This window comes from Stenotrophomonas sp. GD03877 (genome assembly GCF_029840555.1).
In the GTDB taxonomy this organism is placed as follows: Bacteria; Pseudomonadota; Gammaproteobacteria; order Xanthomonadales; family Xanthomonadaceae; genus Stenotrophomonas; species Stenotrophomonas geniculata.
Genome location: NZ_JAOCCT010000012.1, coordinates 109,766 through 126,935 on the forward strand (window position 1 = coordinate 109,766; position 17,170 = coordinate 126,935).

The 17,170-nt window shown below is 66.4% G+C and carries 15 protein-coding genes; 6 read left to right on the forward strand and 9 right to left on the reverse strand.

Annotation, left to right across the window (positions count from 1 at the left end; genetic code table 11):
- Positions 1 to 41 precede the first annotated feature (41 nt).
- Entirely contained in the window at positions 42 to 1,850 is a 1,809-nt protein-coding gene (locus N5D20_RS11390) for a DUF885 domain-containing protein (protein ID WP_279914411.1), read from the reverse strand.
- 112 nt (positions 1,851 to 1,962) lie between these two features.
- Here N5D20_RS11390 and N5D20_RS11395 point away from each other — a divergent pair, with 112 nt between their 5' ends.
- Entirely contained in the window at positions 1,963 to 2,319 is a 357-nt protein-coding gene (locus tag N5D20_RS11395) for a GFA family protein (protein ID WP_197579447.1), read from the forward strand.
- A gap of 5 nt (positions 2,320 to 2,324) precedes the next feature.
- Positions 2,325 to 3,131, forward strand: a complete 807-nt coding sequence (locus tag N5D20_RS11400; RefSeq protein ID WP_279914410.1) for a DUF4349 domain-containing protein — start codon at positions 2,325 to 2,327, stop codon at positions 3,129 to 3,131.
- Positions 3,132 to 3,162: 31 nt separating this feature from the next.
- Here the strand turns inward: N5D20_RS11400 and N5D20_RS11405 are convergent, their stop codons facing one another.
- Positions 3,163 to 3,456 (reverse strand): hypothetical protein, encoded by a 294-nt coding sequence (locus N5D20_RS11405; protein ID WP_005415831.1) that lies wholly within the window; start codon positions 3,454 to 3,456, stop codon positions 3,163 to 3,165.
- 68 nt (positions 3,457 to 3,524) lie between these two features.
- Positions 3,525 to 4,469, reverse strand: a complete 945-nt coding sequence (locus N5D20_RS11410; protein ID WP_010486365.1) for a LysR substrate-binding domain-containing protein — start codon at positions 4,467 to 4,469, stop codon at positions 3,525 to 3,527.
- A 115-nt stretch (positions 4,470 to 4,584) separates the two neighbouring features.
- Here N5D20_RS11410 and N5D20_RS11415 point away from each other — a divergent pair, with 115 nt between their 5' ends.
- Positions 4,585 to 5,457, forward strand: coding sequence for a DMT family transporter (locus N5D20_RS11415; protein ID WP_279914409.1), 873 nt, complete (start codon positions 4,585 to 4,587; stop codon positions 5,455 to 5,457).
- Between the two features lie 583 nt (positions 5,458 to 6,040).
- On the opposite strand, the gene N5D20_RS11420 is transcribed toward N5D20_RS11415, so the two are convergent.
- On the reverse strand, positions 6,041 to 6,943 hold the full coding sequence (locus N5D20_RS11420; protein WP_279914408.1) for a peptidylprolyl isomerase: 903 nt from the start codon (positions 6,941 to 6,943) through the stop codon (positions 6,041 to 6,043).
- A 136-nt stretch (positions 6,944 to 7,079) separates the two neighbouring features.
- Between N5D20_RS11420 and N5D20_RS11425 the strand changes: the two genes are divergently transcribed.
- Together N5D20_RS11425 and N5D20_RS11430 are read left to right on the forward strand one after the other, a co-directional pair.
- Positions 7,080 to 7,445, forward strand: coding sequence for a PadR family transcriptional regulator (locus N5D20_RS11425; RefSeq protein ID WP_071305498.1), 366 nt, complete (start codon positions 7,080 to 7,082; stop codon positions 7,443 to 7,445).
- Entirely contained in the window at positions 7,442 to 8,431 is a 990-nt protein-coding gene (locus tag N5D20_RS11430) for a sensor domain-containing protein (RefSeq protein ID WP_279914406.1), read from the forward strand. The genes N5D20_RS11425 and N5D20_RS11430 overlap by 4 nt, the downstream gene beginning before the upstream one ends.
- Positions 8,432 to 8,560: 129 nt before the next feature.
- On the opposite strand, the gene phaZ is transcribed toward N5D20_RS11430, so the two are convergent.
- The gene (gene phaZ / locus N5D20_RS11435; protein WP_279914405.1) at positions 8,561 to 9,868 is read right to left on the reverse strand and encodes a polyhydroxyalkanoate depolymerase; all 1,308 of its coding nucleotides are present in this window, start codon (positions 9,866 to 9,868) and stop codon (positions 8,561 to 8,563) included.
- A 93-nt stretch (positions 9,869 to 9,961) separates the two neighbouring features.
- Positions 9,962 to 10,552: a class I SAM-dependent methyltransferase gene (locus tag N5D20_RS11440; RefSeq protein WP_279914404.1), complete on the reverse strand. Its 591-nt coding sequence runs from the start codon at positions 10,550 to 10,552 to the stop codon at positions 9,962 to 9,964.
- 149 nt (positions 10,553 to 10,701) lie between these two features.
- Here N5D20_RS11440 and N5D20_RS11445 point away from each other — a divergent pair, with 149 nt between their 5' ends.
- Positions 10,702 to 11,157, forward strand: a complete 456-nt coding sequence (locus tag N5D20_RS11445) for a CopD family protein (RefSeq protein ID WP_109814398.1) — start codon at positions 10,702 to 10,704, stop codon at positions 11,155 to 11,157.
- A gap of 313 nt (positions 11,158 to 11,470) precedes the next feature.
- On the opposite strand, the gene N5D20_RS11450 is transcribed toward N5D20_RS11445, so the two are convergent.
- From N5D20_RS11450 to dnaE, 3 genes are all read right to left on the reverse strand, one after another.
- Positions 11,471 to 12,430, reverse strand: coding sequence for an acetyl-CoA carboxylase carboxyltransferase subunit alpha (locus N5D20_RS11450; RefSeq protein WP_010486352.1), 960 nt, complete (start codon positions 12,428 to 12,430; stop codon positions 11,471 to 11,473).
- A 113-nt stretch (positions 12,431 to 12,543) separates the two neighbouring features.
- Positions 12,544 to 13,413 carry a hypothetical protein gene (locus tag N5D20_RS11455; RefSeq protein ID WP_109814399.1) on the reverse strand — a complete coding sequence of 290 codons (870 nt, stop codon included), beginning with the start codon at positions 13,411 to 13,413 and terminating at the stop codon, positions 12,544 to 12,546.
- 63 nt (positions 13,414 to 13,476) lie between these two features.
- Positions 13,477 to 17,064: a DNA polymerase III subunit alpha gene (gene dnaE, locus N5D20_RS11460; protein WP_109814400.1), complete on the reverse strand. Its 3,588-nt coding sequence runs from the start codon at positions 17,062 to 17,064 to the stop codon at positions 13,477 to 13,479.
- Positions 17,065 to 17,170 lie beyond the last annotated feature (106 nt).

The window sequence follows — 17,170 nt, forward strand, 5'->3', positions numbered from 1 at the left end:
GGTTTCCCCGGGCCGCTCCGCTTCATCTCACACCGTCCCGATCACTCGATCGGCTGGTCCAGCATCAGCTGGCGTGCGAAGCGCACCGGCGGTGCGCCGTAGGACAGCACCTGGTCGTGGTAGGCCTTCAGGTTGAACTTGTCGCCCAGCTTCTCCTGCACCGCCTTGCGGGTGTCGAAGTGTTCCTGCGCACCAACGAAGTAGGTCGGCAGCTGCGCCGAGGTCAGCTGTGCGCGCACCCACTTGCCCGAGGCTTCGCTTTCCTGCTGGAACGCATCGTGGGTCATCAGGTGCATCGCCTTCTCGCGATCCCAGTTGTCCACGTGCACGCCCTGGTCGAGGATCGCGTTGGAGATCGTGCGCAGGTAGAACTTGAGCTGCACCAGGTGGAACAGCGGGTCGTTGTTGAGGTAACCCTGCTCCTGCATCATGCGCTCGGTGTAGACCGCCCAGCCCTCGGCGAACAGGCCCGAACGCAGTACCGCACGCAGGGTGGAGGGGAACTTGGCCGAATGCCAGCCTTCCAGGTAATGGCCCGGGGTGCCTTCGTGGATGCTCAGCAGGTGGATCATGCGCGAGTTGTACTCACGCAGGAACGAGTCGACCTGCTTGTCGTTCCAGTCGTCCGGAATCGGCGACACGGCGTAGAAGGTCTTCAGGTTCTTGTCCAGCGGGCCCGGTGAATCGCAGTAGGCCACGGCCACGCCACGCTGGAATTCCGGCATCAGGATGATGTCGACCGGCGCATCGGGCAGCGTCATCAGGTCGTGCTCGCGCACGAACGCGGTGGACTGCTCCAGTGCGGCCTTGGCATCGTCGACCACCTTGTCGCGCGCCGGCTTGTCGGCGTAGGCCAGTTCCAGCGCGGCCTCGATCGCCTTCTGCTGCTGCTCGTCGGTCGGCTGCGCCGGCATTTCCGGCGCACCCGGCTTGTCCTTCAGCACGGTCTGCGCGATGCCGTACATGTCTTCGCGCACGCGCTTGAGTTCGGCACGTGCACGCTCACCGATCTCCTGGCGCGACAGCGACGAGCTCAGCGCGAACTTCAGCTTCTGGTCGTACTTTTCCGCACCGATGCGGAAATCGCCCTTTGCGTTCGGCACCAGGGTCTTGTCCAGCCAGGTCTGCTGCTCGTCCACCGCCTTCTTCAGGCCGTCGATGGCGGCCTGCAGGCGCTGCTGGTCGGCCTGTGGCAGTTCACCGATGTGTGGGGTGATGAAGGTATCGACGATGCTGAGGATGCCCTTGTTCTGCTTGGCCACCGTCTCTGCATGGATCTTCGGCACGCGGGCTGGATCCAGGTTCTCACGTGCCTGGGCGAAGATTGCCGGCAGCTTTTCCATGCGCGCGGTCGCCGACTTCAGGCGCTCCGGCAGCGGCGCGAACTCGCGGGCCATCAGGCCGTAGATCGCGCTGCCGGCGATGCCGTTGTACAGCTGCGGGTCCCACTTGCCGGACTGCAGCACTTCGGCATTCCAGATTTCCGATTGCAGCTGGTTGCGCAGGATCGCCGCATCCACCTGGTTCTCGCGGCCCAGCTTGGCCACCTCGATCTTGTCCAGTTCGCCCAGCAGCGCCTTGTAGGCGGCCACGGTCTTCTGCTGGCCGGCGGCACTCAGGTCGTCCAGTTCGCTGTCGTAGCGGTGGTCGCCGATCTGGGTGGCGCTGACCGGCGACAGCTGCATCCAGGTGTCCAGGGCGCGCTTGGACAGATCGGCGAAGGCGGCGTCGACCGCCGCGTTACCGGCCTGCTGGCTGGTGGCCGGGGTGGAACCGTTTGTCGGGGCGTCGGCCGGCTGGCAACCGGCCAGGGCGGCGACCAGGGCGAGGGCAAGAAGATGCGGGCGCATCGGCGTTCCTGTACAGGGTCAAACCCCGAGCATAGGGCCCCGCGGCTGCTTTGTCCCCGTGCCATAGGATTACCATGGGCGCAGACACGGACCCTCCAACGGAGCGCAGGACATGCAATACCAGGGAAGCTGCCATTGCGGCAGGATCGCATTCACCGTACAGGCCGAGGCGCCGATCAGCGACGTCATCGACTGCAACTGCTCGATGTGCCGCCGTCGCGGCAGCCTGCTGTGGTTCGCCCCGCGCGCGGCGTTCCAGTTGGCCACCGATCCGGCGGACGTGGCCACCTATCATTTCAACAAGGCCCATATCGACCATCACCATTGCCGTGAGTGCGGTGTCGCGCCTTACAGCGAAGCGGTGGACCCGCGCACCGGAACGCCGATGGTGGCGGTGAACGTGCGCTGCGTACCGCAGGTGGATCTGGGCACGCTGGCGGTGACTTCCTATGACGGAGCTGCACTGTGAGGCCGATGCGCGCGTGGACGCGCGTGGCGGCGATGCCGGTTCTGCTGCTTGCATTGGCAGCCTGCGCCAAACACGGCGATGCAGCGGCCGATGCGGGCGCCAGTGCCGCCGAAGCTGCCGTCGCTTCACCGGAAGGCGCATTCCTCGCCTACGAACACGACGTGCAGGTGCAGCTGGAAGCGGCGCAGATCGCACCCCGCATCCAGCAGGTGGCACAGGCCTGCCAGAGCGCGAAGTTCGGCGACTGTGCGGTGCTGCAGGTCGATCAGCGCAGTGGCGAGCAGCCCAGCGGCGAGGTCAAGGTACGCATCGCCCCGAAGGGTACCGAGCCGTTGATCGCGATGGCCGGTGAGGGGGGCACGCTGCAGTCGCGCAATACGCGCGCCGAGGATCTCGCACAGGAAGTGGCCGAGACGGCACTGACCAAGGCCCGGCTGGAAAAGGAGCACGCGTGGCTGTTGTCCTACCAGGACCGCAAGGACCTGAAGATCGAGGACCTGATGGCGATCACCACGCGGCTGTCGGAGATCGAAGCGGGCGTCGAGCAGGCCAGCAAGGATGCCGCGCAGCAGCGCCGGCGCATCGATACCCAGCTGGTGACGATCCACTTCGGAACCACGTCCGGCCAACGCAGCCGCAGCGAGATCGGTGAGGCGCTGAGCGAGTCGGGCAGCATCCTCAGCACCAGCATCGCGTTCCTGATCCGCGCTGTTGCCGCGCTGCTGCCGGTGGCAGTGTTGGCCATGATCGCGGCCTGGGGTGTGCGGGCGTGGTGGCGTCGCCGCCGTCGCAAGCTCCCGCCCAACCTGTGAGGGGAAGGCTGATGCCGGCAGCCAGCCGGCATCAGCCCTCGTCGGTCTCGTACTCGACGAACACATCCAGTTCCAGTGCCAGTTCCTGCACCGCGTCGCGCACCTTCTGCGCGGTGCTTTCATTGCCGACTTCCACTTCCAGTTCGTGGATGCCCGGGCCGATGTCATCAGACAGCCCGGCCGAACTGGAATCGTCGTCGTCCATGTGCGGCATCAGGTCGTCGGTTTCCTCGACATGTTCGATGCCGTCCAGGCCGAGCAGCAGGTCGCTGATGGCGCGGGCGTCGTCTTCGGTTCCGGTGATGCGCAGTCGCAGCATGGCCATGGCATAGGTACGTTGTGGAGTTGCCTGCAGCCTAGCCAGCGCCAGGCAAAGAACGGGTGAGGGCGCAGTCAGGCGCGTGTGGCCGGGCGTCCCAGCAGGCTGTCCGGCAATGCCGGAATCGGCGTGCGTTCGTCCTGCGCCTGCTCCAGCAACCAGTCGATGAACAGGCGCGCGGTGGGGCTGGGTGGTTGTCCTTCGGCATGCACCACGTGATACGCATAGCGCGCCTTGAGCGCCGGGCCGGGCAGGCGCACCACCTCGTAGCGCTGCAGGTAGGGTTGAGCGATGTGGGTGCGCGCCAGCACCGCACCCATGCCGTATACCGCTGCACGCATCGCATCGGTGCTGTCGGCGAAGGTGTGCATCGGCGGCAGCGGCGACGGTGGGCGCACGCCGGCGTGACGGAACCAGTCGCGCCAACCCTGCGGTGACAGGTCGGTCAGCAGTGGCAGCTCGGCGATGCGGGCCGGATCGTCCAGCGTTTCGACCCCGGCCAGCGCGGGTGAGGCCACCGGGAACAGGTAGTCGTCCATCAGATGCTGCGCACGCAGGCCCGGCCATTGGCCCAGGCCGTAGCGGATGCCGACCTCGGGCCCATTGTCGTCGTAGCGATCCAGGCCGCTGCCGGTGTGCAGCTCGATGCGGATGTGCGGATAGGCCTGGGTGAAGCGTGGCAGTCGAGGCAGCAGCCAGCAGTAGGAAAGCGAGCGCAGCGTGGTGATCCGCAGCGGCACGCTGTCGGCATCCGGCTGCAGATGATGGGCGACCGCCGCGACATCCGTGAAGGCGGCGCTGGCGGCGTCGGCCAACTGCCGGCCCTCCGCGGTCAGGCGCACGCCGCGGGCATGGCGCAGGAACAGCCGGGTCTCCAGTACCTCTTCCAGGCGCCGCACATGGTGGCTGACCGCGCTGGCCGTCAGGTGCAGTTCCTGCGCGGCCTGGGCGAAGTTCTGATGGCGCGCCGCGACCGCGAAGACGGCCAGTGCGGGGAGCAGGGAAGGGCGTAGCTGCATGGCGAGCCTCAAACCATATTTGTGGCTGGCAGCGATACTACGCGCTTGTGCGGCGGGCGTCTGCACCCGATCCTGTCTGCCTTGGCGAGAAACAGACGATGGACGGAGGCAGGGTATGAATGCGGTCCCACAGGCGGTCGAGCGCGACTGGCGCACACCGCTGGAATTGACCCTGCTGGGCGCCATCTGGGGCTGCTCGTTCCTGTTCATGCGGGTGGCGGTGCCGTCGTTCGGCCCGTTCGCGCTGGTCGAGGTGCGGCTGGTGCTGGGCGCGCTGGTGCTGCTGCCGTTCCTGTGGCGCGCCCGCGCGCAGTTCCCGCCGCGTCGTTGGCTGTGGCTGGCACCGATCGGCCTGATCAATTCGGCGCTGCCGTTCGTGCTGTTCGCCTATGCTGCCGAGCAGGCGCCGGCGGCGATCGGCGCGATCTGCAATGCGATGACCGTGCTGTTCGCCGCGCTGATCGCCTTCCTGTTCTTCGGCGAGAAGATTGGCATGCGCCGCGCCGGCGCCTTGCTGGTTGGTTTCGCCGGCGTGGTGGTGCTGGCCACCGCCAAGGTGTCCGGCCTGAGTATTGGTACCGCAGTGATCGCCGGCGCTGCGGCGTCGTTGCTGTACGGGCTGGGCGTGAACATGGTGAAGCGGCACATGACCGGCCTGCCATCGGCCGCGGCGGCGGCAGCCACGCTGTCGTGTGCCTCGCTGTGGATGCTGCCGATGGCGGTGACGCACTGGCCACAGGCCGCCATTCCGCTGAAGGCCTGGGGTGCAGCGATCGCCTTGGGCGTGGCCTGCACCGGCCTGGCATTCCTGATGTTCTATCGCCTGATTGGCCGCATCGGCCCGTCACGCGCGTCGACGGTGACGTACCTGATTCCGCTGTTCGGCGCGGCGTTTGCGTGGTTGTTCCTGGGGGAGGCGGTGACGGTACAGATGTTGGTGGCGGGGGCGTTGATTCTGGGGAGCGTGGCGGTGAGTCAGAAGGGCTGAGGCGTTGGCGTTTTGCGCGTGGCGCGTGCTGAAGGTGCTTCATTGTTCATGGGCGTCACTTTTCTTTTCGCGCGAAAAGAAAAGTAACCAAAAGAAACGCGCCGCCAGGTCGCGAGCCGCCGCGCTTCGCACGTCGGTCCCCTGCGCTTCTCGGTGAATCAGGGGACGGTGCCGAACTCGCTGCGCTCAGACATCGGCACCTCTTCGCCCCTGATTCCCCTGCGATGCTCGGTTCGCTCAAGGCGGACCCAGATCAAAGGCCACAGCTGCACCCAGTAGATCCACGCCATGCGTGGATGCTCTTGCTGTTGATCTTGACCTTCCAGTCCGCCTTGAGCGAGCCGAGCACCGCAGGTCCGGCGAGGGCGAAGAGGCGCCACGCACTTTTGTAGAGCCGAGCCATGCTCGGCTGCTCTCCGCGCCGTCCCTCGACGGGCCGAGGAGCGCAGGGTACCGGCGCGCAGCACCGGCTCGCGGTCGGCGGAACGTTTCTTTTGGTTACTTTTCTTTGCGTACAAAGAAAAGTAACGCCCATGAACAGTGAAGCACCTTCAGCACGCGCCACGTGCAGGAAGCCAGGCTCCTACCGCACCGGCACCGGAATATTGCAGAGATCGATATGCCCCGCCGGGCGCTTGTAGAAATCATCCACGCGATTGCGGCGTGCCTCTACCGTATCGGCGAAGGTCTTCGAATCGGTGCGCAGCACCTGGATCGGCGTGCGCTCGGCCACCGGCACGTCGCTGGCACGGCGGATCGACATGATCGGCGTGCGCAGTTTCGGGTCGGTGTAGAAGCCCATCGGCGCCGGGCCGCGCGGCGTCGCGCTGAGCAGTTCCATGCCCTTCAGCACGCGGCCGACCAGGGTGATGTTGCGGTCCAGCTGACGCGGTGACTGGCCGGTCACCACATAGAGTTCTGCGCCGATGCTGCTGTCTTCCTCGTTGCTGCGGCCGGCACCGAGCATCCCGTAGCAGTGCGCCAGCCAGGCCTTGCCGGCCTGCGGGTCCTGGCCGACCGGGAAGCCGTCGACGAAACCGGTCTGCGCGGCCCAGCCATCGCGGTCCGGCAGCACGCTGACCTTCAGGCCGGCGCTGGCGCGCTCGAACTCGGCCGGCAGCTTGCGCGCGGCACTGCCGAACGGCTTGGCCTTGGCTGCGTCATCGGCGTCGGCATCGCCGAACTGCACCACGAAGTTGTCCTGCGAACGGTAGATGCTGGTGCCGTCCCAGAAATGTTCGTGGGCGAAGGTCTGGATGTTGGCCACATGCCGCGGGGCGAACTGCGGTGCCAGCTCGATGATCACGCGCCCGGCGGGCAGGTCCATGTACAGCAGGTTGGCCGGGTCCGGCGTGCGCCAGTCGCTGGCCGCCGAGGCATCGAGGATCTGCTGCGGGCTGCGGTACGGGGCGGCAGCGCTGGCCAGCGAGGGCAGCAGGCAGGCCAGGGCGAGGGCGGTCAGGGCAAGGCGACGGCGGTGCGGCATGGGAACCCCGGAACATGAACGAGGCTTCGATTCTGCGTGAGCCGCGCAGCCGCGCCAACCGGCACGATGACTAACGACACATTCGCTATACCGAACTTCGCACTACTGTGGACTTCAACGTAGTGGAGGGCCGGCCATGTCCGAGGACGATGTCCACCTGAAGAAGTTCCAGAAGGAGCTCAGCGCCGGAACCGTGTCGCTGGCCCTGCTGGCGGTGCTGGCCCGGGCCGGGGAGCCGCTGTACGGCTACCTGATCGCCAAGGAGCTGGAGCGGGTGGGCGAGGGCGTGCTGAGCGGCAAGCAGAGCGCGCTGTACCCGGTGCTGCGCAACCTGGAGGGCGCCGGGCTGCTGGAAAGCCATGTGGAGCCATCCAGCAGTGGTCCGCCCCGGCGCTACTACCGCATCAATGAACGTGGCCGCGGCGTGCTGGCGCAGTGGCGCCAGGCCTGGCAGGCCACCCGTGATTCCGTCGATTCCGTGTTGGAGGGGGTACCGCAATGAACGACCCGAGCCTGGCAGGCCGCGCCCTGCCGACCACCATCCCGCAGTATCTGGCGCAGCTGCGCGCGGCGCTGGAAGGTGCCGATCCGGCGATGGTGCAGGACGCGCTGTACGACGCCGAGGAATACCTGCGCTCGGAACTGGCGGCGCAGCCCGGCCGCAGCGAGGCCGAGGTGATCGCCGACGTGGCCGGCAGCTATGGCGCGCCGGACGAAGTGGCCGACATCTACCGCGAGACCGAGGTGACGGTGAACCGCGCGCTGCGTACGCCGCGTGCGGATACCGCGCCGGTACTGCGTGCGGCGGCCGAAGCCAATGGCGTCGAGCCGGCCGCACCGCCGCCGGCGCCGGTGCAACGCTCGCTGCTGGCGCGCTTCTTTGGCGTGGTGGCCGATCCGCATACCTACGGCGCGCTGTTCTACATGCTGCTGTCGCTGGCTACCGGCATCTTCTTCTTCACCTGGGTGGTCACCGGCCTGTCGCTGTCGCTGGGCCTGCTGATCCTGATCGTCGGCATTCCGCTGACCGTGCTGTTCTTCGGTTCGGTGCGCGGGCTTGCACTGCTTGAGGGGCGGCTGGTGGAAGCACTGCTGGGCGAGCGCATGCCGCGCCGCCCGCGCTACACCGACCGCAGCCGTACCTGGCTGCAGCGCATCGGCGACATGTTCACCGACGGCCGCACCTGGCTGACGCTGCTGTACTTCGTGTTGATGCTGCCGCTGGGCGTCATCTACTTCACCATCGCGGTGACGTTGCTGTCGCTGTCGCTGAGCCTGATCTGGGCGCCGGTTGCAGCGATCTTCAGTGGTGACATCCCCGGCGTGTACATCAACGACGTGAACGTGCTGCCGATGGCGGCCTCGCCGCTGGTGGCGATCGCGGTTGCTGCGGCGGGCGCGCTGCTGCTGCTGTTGACGATGCACCTGGCACGCGGCATCGGCAAGCTGCACGGGCTGATCGCCAAGAACCTGCTGGTGCGGTTGTAAGCCGGAATCCACGCTTCGGGACGTTTGGCGGGCTTCGCTTTGGTAGGTGCCAACCTTGGTTGGCACGATCCATCAGATATCGGAATTCATGGCAGGGCGCCAACCAAGGTTGGCATCTACCAGGGCGAGTTACCCCGCCTTTCGCCGCAACGGGGTGACGTTGCTCTTCTTCTTCGCGGCCTTCGCCGCCGGTGCTTCGGCATGCGCGGCGAAGAAGTCGCGCACCTTCGGGTACACCACTTCGCGCCAGCGACGGCCGCTGAAAATGCCGTAGTGGCCGGCACCTTCGACGATGAAATGCTCACGGCGGTCCGCAGTGATGCCGGTGCACAGCGCCTGCGCGGCTTCGGTCTGGCCGAGACCGGCGATATCGTCCAGCTCGCCTTCGATGCTCAGCAGCGCGGTATCGCGGATCGCCGACGGATCGACCTTCTTGCCATTGACCACCCACTCGCCACGCGGCAGCAGGAAGTCCTGGAACACCACGCGGATGGTATCCAGGTAGTACTTGGCCGGCATGTCCAGCACTGCGTTGTACTCGTCGTAGAAACGACGGTGCGCGTCGGCGTCTTCCAGGTCGCCCTTTACCAGGTCGGTGTAGAAATCCCAGTGCGAGCTGAAGTGGCGGCTCGGGTTCATCGACAGGAAGCCGGCGTGCTGCAGGAAGCCCGGGTACACGCGGCGGCCGGCGCCGGGATAGCTGGCCGGTACGGTGTGGATGACGTTGTTCTCGAACCACGACAGCGGGTTCTGCGTGGCCAGGTTGTTCACTGCGGTCGGGCTGCAGCGCGCATCGATCGGGCCACCCATCATCACCAGCGTGCGCGGCGTCGGTTCGCCACGGCTGGCCATCAGCGAAACCGCGGCCAGCACCGGTACGGTCGGCTGGCACACGCTGACCACGTGCAGGCGTTCGACGCCCAGATGGCGGATGAACTCCTGGATGTAGGCGATGTAATCGTCCAGGCCAAACTCGCCTTCGTTGGCCGGCACCATGCGCGCATCCACCCAGTCGGTAACGTACACGCGGTGGTCGCGCAGCAGCGTGCGCACGGTATCGCGCAGCAGCGTGGCGTGGTGGCCGGACAGCGGCGCCACCACCAGCACGAACGGCTGGTTGAGCATGGTGTGCAGCTGGTCGGCTTCATTGCTGTGGCGCTTGAAGCGCAGCAGCTTGCAGAACGGCTTGCTTACTTCCTCGTGCACGACGATCGGCACGCGTTCGCCATCGACGTCGATTTCGTTGATGCCCCACTCGGGCTTCTCGTAATCCTTGCCGATGCGGTGGAACAGTTCATTGACCGCCGCCAGGCGATCAGCACCGGGCATCTGCGACCACCAGTGGCCCTGGTTGGCGAAGAACTTGGCGTTGGCCTGGGCCTGGTGCACCCAGGGGGCGAGCAGGTTGCGGGTCAGTTCGTGCAGTTGATAGAGCATGACGACCGAATATGTATGGTCATATGTTGCCGCGCAGCATATCCCATCCGGGTGTCCCGCAGGTTAAGTCGGCTGAAAATAATGAATCCGGATTCACATCCGTTCCAGCGCGGCCGCATCGCATGCCAGGGCGGGGCCGAGCCAGCAGTGCGACCCTACCGGCTGCAGGCCGTGCCGGGCCAGCGTGCGGCGGTACCAGCGTGCCGGGCGGGCCTGGAAGCCCTCGTGGTCGCCGTCAAACTCGTCCTCGGCGGCGAAGGTCTCCAGGAAGGCCACGCCGCCGGTCAGCTCTGCCACGCCGGCCAGGCCGGCGCGCAGCTCGCGATCGGGCACGTAGTGCATCACGTCCGAGCACACCAGCAGGTCGACCGGAGCGCAGGGCCGCAGCCAGGCGAAATCGCCGAAGCGGGCCAGGTGCAGGTTGCGGGTCCTGCCGTAGCGGCGCACAGCGTACTCGCTGCTGTCGAAGCCAAGGTATTCGACCTTCGGACGCAGCTTCAGCAGCGGTGCACGCCAGGCGCCTTCACCGCAGCCGATGTCCAGCACACTGCGGATCGGCCGCTCCAGGTAGTACTCGGCGTTGGCCACGGCCAACGCGACCTTGCGCGCCAGGCGGGCGCTGCCGCCGATGTCGGCACGGCGGTACCAGCGTTGGAAGTAGGCGGCGTCGTAGGTCTTGTCCATGGGGCGGTGCGCGGTCGGGGAAAACGGCGCCTATCGTACGGTGTTGCGACGCGCCATGCGTCGATGTGTCGCGGCGTACGTGCCTGCGGCGGCTTCGCCACGGCATGCGAGAATGGCCGCCAATCTACGCCAGCCGCTGGAGCGAGCGCATGCAGAGCTACTACTGGGTGAAGACCTTCCACATCGTGTTCGTGGTGGCGTGGATGGCCACGGTATTCTACCTGCCGCGCATCCTGGTGAACCTGGCCGAGACCGCAGGCCAGCAGGCCGTGACCGAGCGCCTGCAGCTGATGGGCCTGCGCCTGTACCGCTTCGGCCACTCGATGTTCGGCCTGGCATTCCTGCTCGGCCTGGTGCTGTGGCTGGGTTACAAGGTCATCCCGGATTTCCCGACCATGGTCGCGCCCGGTGGTGCCGGTTGGCTGCATGCCAAGCTGGGGCTGGTGGTGGTGCTGCTGGTGTACTTCAGCTGGATCGGCCGCCTGTTGAAGGGCGTGGCCAAGGGCAGGGAGTTGCCGTCGTCGCGCGCGCTGCGCTGGATCAACGAGATCCCGCTGCTGGCCTTCATTCCGATCGTGTGGCTGGTGCTGGCCAAGCCGTTCTGACAGTCTGTTATCCGTAGAGCCATGCTTGGCTCTACGGGTTCGCGTGATTCTTCGCCAAAGCAGAGGCATCCACGCATGGCGTGGATCTACTGGGTGCAGCTGTGGCTTTTGATGTTCAGGTCCGCCGTGAGCGAGCCGAGCATCGCAGGTGAAACAGGGGCGAAGAGGCGCCGATGTCTGAGCGCAGCGAGTTCGGCGCCGCCCCCTGATTCACCGAGAAGCGCAGGGAACCGGTGCATAGCACCGGCTCGCGTTCGGCGGCGTGTTCTTTGGTTACTTTCTTGCACGAGCAAGAAAGTAACAAGCCGATGAATCAGGCCGCTTCGTACGTGCCGTAGCTGCGCAGGCGGGTGTAGCGTTGTTCCAGCAGCTGTTCGGTGGACAGCTTGTCCAGTTCGTTCAGTTCGTTCAGCAGCACGGCCTTCAGGCGCTTGGCCATCTGGGTCGGGTTGCGGTGGGCGCCGCCGGTGGGCTCGCGCACGACCTTGTCGACCAGGCCCAGGCTCTTCAGGCGCGGCGCGGTCAGGCCCAGCTGCTCGGCGGCTTCCTTGGCCTTGCCGGCGTCCTTCCACAGGATCGAGGCGCAGCCTTCCGGCGTGATGGTCGAGTACACCGCGTATTCCAGCATCACGGTGCGGTCGCCCACGCCCAGCGCCAGCGCGCCGCCGGAGCCGCCTTCACCGATCACGGTGCAGATGATCGGCACCTTCAGTTCGGCCATCTCGATCAGGTTGCGTGCGATCGCTTCGGACTGGCCGCGCGATTCGGCGTCGATGCCCGGCCAGGCGCCAGCAGTGTCGATCAGGGTCAGCACCGGCAGGCCGAAGCGCTCGGCCATCTTCATCAGGCGCAGGGCCTTGCGGTAGCCCTCCGGCTTGGGCATGCCGAAGTTGCGCTTGATCTTTTCCTTGGTGTCGCGGCCCTTCTGGTGGCCGATCACCATCACGGAACGGCCATTGATGCGGGCCAGGCCGCCCATGATGGCCTTGTCGTCGGCGAAGGCGCGGTCACCGGCCAGCTCCTGGAACTCATCGAACATGACGCGGATGTAGTCGGCGGTATACGGGCGCGACGGGTGGCGGGCCAGCTGCAGCACCTGCCACGAGGTCAGGTTGCGGAAGATCTGCGCGGTGCGCATGCGCAGCTTGTCCTGCAGCGCGTGCACTTCCGCCTCGACATTGACCGCCGGCCCGGCACTGGCGTTGCGCAGTTCCTGGATCTTGGCTTCCAGGTCGGCGATGGGTTGCTCGAAGTCGAGGTAGTTCGGATTCATCGGAAGCCGTCGTGTAAAGAAGAGGGGAATTCTAGCCGAATGCGTGCAAACCACCCGTACGCCTTCGTCTGGAAGGCGACGGTAGCGCAGCCGGGCAGGGCGCGCCAGTCAGCTCAGGGCACCACCAGCGCGCTGCGGCCCATCAGCTGGCTGCGCTGGGAAACGAAGTCGTTGTAGGCCTCGTTGGCTTCCCGGCCCAGGCCGCTGCCCAGGGTGGCGGTGGCCGAGGTGAAGGCCATCTGCGCGTCGAAGTCCTGCTTGCGCAGGGCCTTCTGTTCATCGGCGGTGGTGGCCTTCAGCCACTGCGCGTAGACCTCGCGCAGCGGCGCGGCATGCGCCTCGAAGGCGGGGTCGAGTGCCGGCAGGCTGGCCGGGGCCGGTTCCAGGCTGAATGCCGGGGCCACGTAGCCGGCCGGCTGTTCGCGCTTGAACGCACCTGGCTCGCCCATGCCTTCCTCGACGTAGGCGATGAAATCCGGTGCCGTGAACACCTTGGCGACGATCTGGCCGCCGCTGGAATCGACGTGGGCGACCACCTTTTCCTTCGGGAAGGGTTCGCGCACGCCGTAGGTCCAGGTCTTGTCGATGAACAGTTCGTGGCTCTTCTCGAACGGGCCCTCGAAGTCGACGCCGCCCAGCTCGATGCCGGCCTTGCCGGTGCCGAAGTTCTTCAGCTTGCTCTCGTCGGTGACGTAGATCTCGCGGGCGACCACGTACTCGCTCAGGGTCGGGTTGATCAGTCCGCCGCGGCCATCGACGTAGACGATGAAGCGCACGTCGCCCAGTTTGTCGGTGTGCAGGCGGTGCTCACCGACGGCGAGCGAGATCGGGCGCGAACCCTGTGCGGCCACCGGCAGGTCCTTGCCATCGATGCTCAGCGCCAGCGGCGTGTCGGTCGGGTTGTCGATCTGGAACTCGATCTTCGACGGCGAGCAGGCGGCCAGGGCCAGAGCGGCGGCAAACGGGAACAGCAGGGTCTTCATCGGCAATCGTCCTTGATACTTGGAACGGGGAAACAGGGGGGCAGGAAAACCAGGGAGCCAGCCTCAGCTGGCCCACGGTGGGCTGTAGCGCACTTTCAGCGTGCGCACGGCCGGGTCGGCGCGCAGCGCCTCCATCAGCTTGGAATCAATGCGTACCGCGCTTTGCCCGGACACATCAAGCATGCCGGCGATGCCACCCTGCGGGCCCTTCAGCAGCAGGTCCAGGCGCAGCGGCGTGCGCCCCGGGCGATGGCGGTCGAGCAGGGCATTGATGCGCTCCCAGACCGGGCGCTGCTGGCGCAGGTCCAGGCGCAGCGACAGCCGCGTGGCGTAGTTGGCGCACACTTCGTCGAAGTCCCAGCACTGGCGGATGCGCAACGCGAAGCCGCCGTTGAATTCGTCCTCACGCAGGCCGCCCTTGACCACCAGGATGCGGTCCTTGGTCATCAGGTGGCCGAACTCGGCCATCGCATCGGAGAACGCGCTGCACTCCACCCGGCCGCGACCGTCCTCCAGCTGGATGAAGATCTGGCTTTCGCCCTTGCGGCGCACGCCGACCACCTGGCCGGCCAGCACGGTCTGCACTTCCGGGCGCCAGCGCTTCTCGCCGCCACCGCCGCCGCTGTTGGCGCTCCAGATCTTCTCCACCGAACCCAGGTCGTTGCCTACCAGATCGCGCACATCGTCGCGCCAGGGATCGAACGGGTGGCCGCTGAGGTAGAAGCCCAGCGTATCGCGCTCGCCGTTGAGGCGCTGCAGCAGCGGCCATTCTTCGGCTTCCGGCAGGTCCAGCTGGATCGAAACGGTGCTCGGATCGGGCCCGCCAAACAGCGAATTCTGCCCGGACGCACGCTCGCGTGCCATCTGGTCGGTGGCCTTGATCACTTCCGGCAGCTGCAGCATCAGCGAGGCACGGTTGCGGCCGAGTTCATCGAGCGCGCCACAGTTGATCATCGCTTCCAGCGTGCGCCGGTTGAGCTTGGCCGAGCCGACGCGGGTGCAGAAGTCCAGCAGATCCTTGAACGGTCCGCCCTTCAGTCGTTCCTCGACCACCGCTTCGCAGGCGCCCTGGCCGACGCCCTTGATCGCGCCCAGACCGTACTGGATCGTGTCCGGCGTGACCGCTTCGAACATGAAGGCCGACTGGTTCACCTTCGGCGGCAGCACGGTCAGGCCGAGGTTGCGCACCTCGTCGAGGAAGCCAACCACCTTGTCGGTGTTGTCCAGGTCCGAAGACAGCGTGGCCGCCATGAACTCGGCCGGGTAGTGGCGCTTCAGCCACGCGGTCTGGTAGCTGACCAGCGCATAGGCGGCGGCGTGCGACTTGTTGAAGCCGTAGCCGGCGAACTTCTCCATCAGGTCGAAGATCGCATCGGCCTTGGCTTCGTCCACGCCGTCCTTGGCCGCACCTTCGCGGAAGATCTCGCGGTGCTTGGCCATTTCCGCCGGCACCTTCTTGCCCATCGCGCGTCGCAGCAGGTCAGCGCCGCCCAGCGAGTAGCCGCCGACGATCTGCGCCATCTGCATCACCTGCTCCTGGTACACCATGATGCCGTAGGTGTCCTTCAGGATCGCTTCGGTGCGCGGATCGGGATAGATGATCTCTTCCTGGCCGTGCTTGCGCGCGTTGAAGGAGGGAATCAGGTCCATCGGGCCGGGGCGATACAGCGACACCAGCGCGATCAGGTCTTCGAAACGGTCGGGGCGCGCGTCCTTCAGCAGGCGGCGCATGCCCGAGGATTCGAACTGGAACACCGCGCCGGTGTTGCCGTTGGCGAAGATGTCCTTGTAGGTGGGCGTGTCGTCCAGCGGGATCGCGGCGATGTCCACCGGCGGAATGCCGGCGCGCTCGTGGCGCTTGTTGATCGCCTTCACCGCCCAGTCGATGATGGTCAGCGTGCGCAGGCCGAGGAAGTCGAACTTCACCAGGCCCACTTCTTCCACGTCGTTCTTGTCGAACTGGGTGACCGGGTTCTTGCCCAGCCCGTTCTCGTCGTGTTCGGCATACAGCGGGCAGAACTCGCTCAGCGGCTCGGGCCCGATCACCACGCCACCGGCATGCTTGCCGGCGTTGCGGGTCAGGTCTTCCAGCTGCAGCGCCAGGTCGATCAGGTCGCGGACATCGTCCTCGGTCTCGTAGCGCTGGATCAGTTCCGGCGAGGCCATTTCCGAGCTGGGGCCTTCCTTGCCCTTGCCCAGTGCATCCTTCAGGTGGATGCCCAGGATGTTCGGGATCAGCTTGGAAACGCCGTCGACCAGGCCGTACGGGAAGCCGAGCACGCGACCGGAGTCGCGCACCACCGCCTTGGCGGCCATGGTGCCGTAGGTGATGATCTGGCTGACGCGCTCGCGCCCGTACTTGCGTGCGACGTAGTCGATCACCTCGTCGCGGCGGTCCATGCAGAAGTCGATGTCGAAGTCGGGCATCGACACGCGTTCCGGGTTCAGGAAGCGCTCGAACAGCAGGTTGTACGGCAACGGGTCCAGATCGGTGATCTTCAGCGCCCACGCCACCAGCGAACCGGCACCGGAACCACGGCCCGGGCCGATCGGGATGCCCTGGTTCTTGCCCCACTGGATGAAGTCGGCCACGATCAGGAAGTAGCCCGGGAAGCCCATCTTGATGATGGTGTTGAGCTCGAACTCCAGGCGCTCGAAATACTCTTCGCGGGTCTTGCCCGGCGCCAGCGGATTCTTCTCCAGGCGCTCTTCCAGGCCGTCGCGCGACATCTTCTGGATCCAGGTGTCCAGGGTCTCGTCGTCGGGCACCGGGTAGTTGGGCAGGAAGTAGGTGCCCAGCCGCATCTCGATGTTGCAGCGCTCGGCCAGCGCCAGCGTGTTGTCGATCGCATCGGGGATGTCGGCGAACAGCGCGCACATCTCCTCGGCCGACTTCAGGTACTGCTGGTCGCTGTACTCGCGCGGGCGCTTGGGATCGTCCAGCACGCGGCCGGTGGAAATGCACACGCGCGCTTCGTGCGCGCTGAAATCGGTGGGCGACAGGAAGCGCACATCATTGCTGGCCACCACCGGCAGGCCACGCTGGCCGGCCGCCATCAGCGCGAACTGGTTGAAGGTTTCCTCGCCCTCGCGGCCGGTACGGGTAAGTTCCAGGTGCAGGCCGTCGCCGAACACGCGCTGCCAGTCGGCCAGCTGCTGCTCGGCCAGCTCATGCTTGCCGTCCAGCGCCAGGCGCCCGGCCAGGCTCTGCCGGCCGGCCAGCGCGAACAGGTTGGCGTTGCCGGCCTTCAGCCAGTCCGGATGGATGGCCACACCGCCTTCCGGGCGATGGCCTTCCATCCAGGCGCGGGTCAGCAGCCGCGACAGGCTCAGGTAGCCCTCGCGATCGCGGCACAGCAGGGTCATCCGCCACGGGTCCTGGCCTTCCTCGGCGATCAGCACGTCGGCACCGGCGATCGGCTTGATGCCCACGCCTTCGGCGGCCTTGTAGAACTTGACCAGCGCGAACAGGTTGTTGAGGTCGGTCACTGCCAGCGCGGGCAGGCCGAGCTCGACCGAGCGCGACAGCAGGTTGGCCTGCTTGGCCTTCTTCGGGTCCGCCTGGTCCGGTTTGGCCGGCACACGGATGGTGGAGTCCGCCAGCGAGAACTCGGTGTGGACGTGGAGATGTACGAAGCGGGAGTTGGACATGCCGGACCAGGTTGGAGCGCGCGGGCCCCGGGTGCTGACGGGGGAATCGTCGCCGGGGTCGGGAAGCGCTGGAGTGCCCGGTCAGGGTAACGAGGGCGGGGGGAGG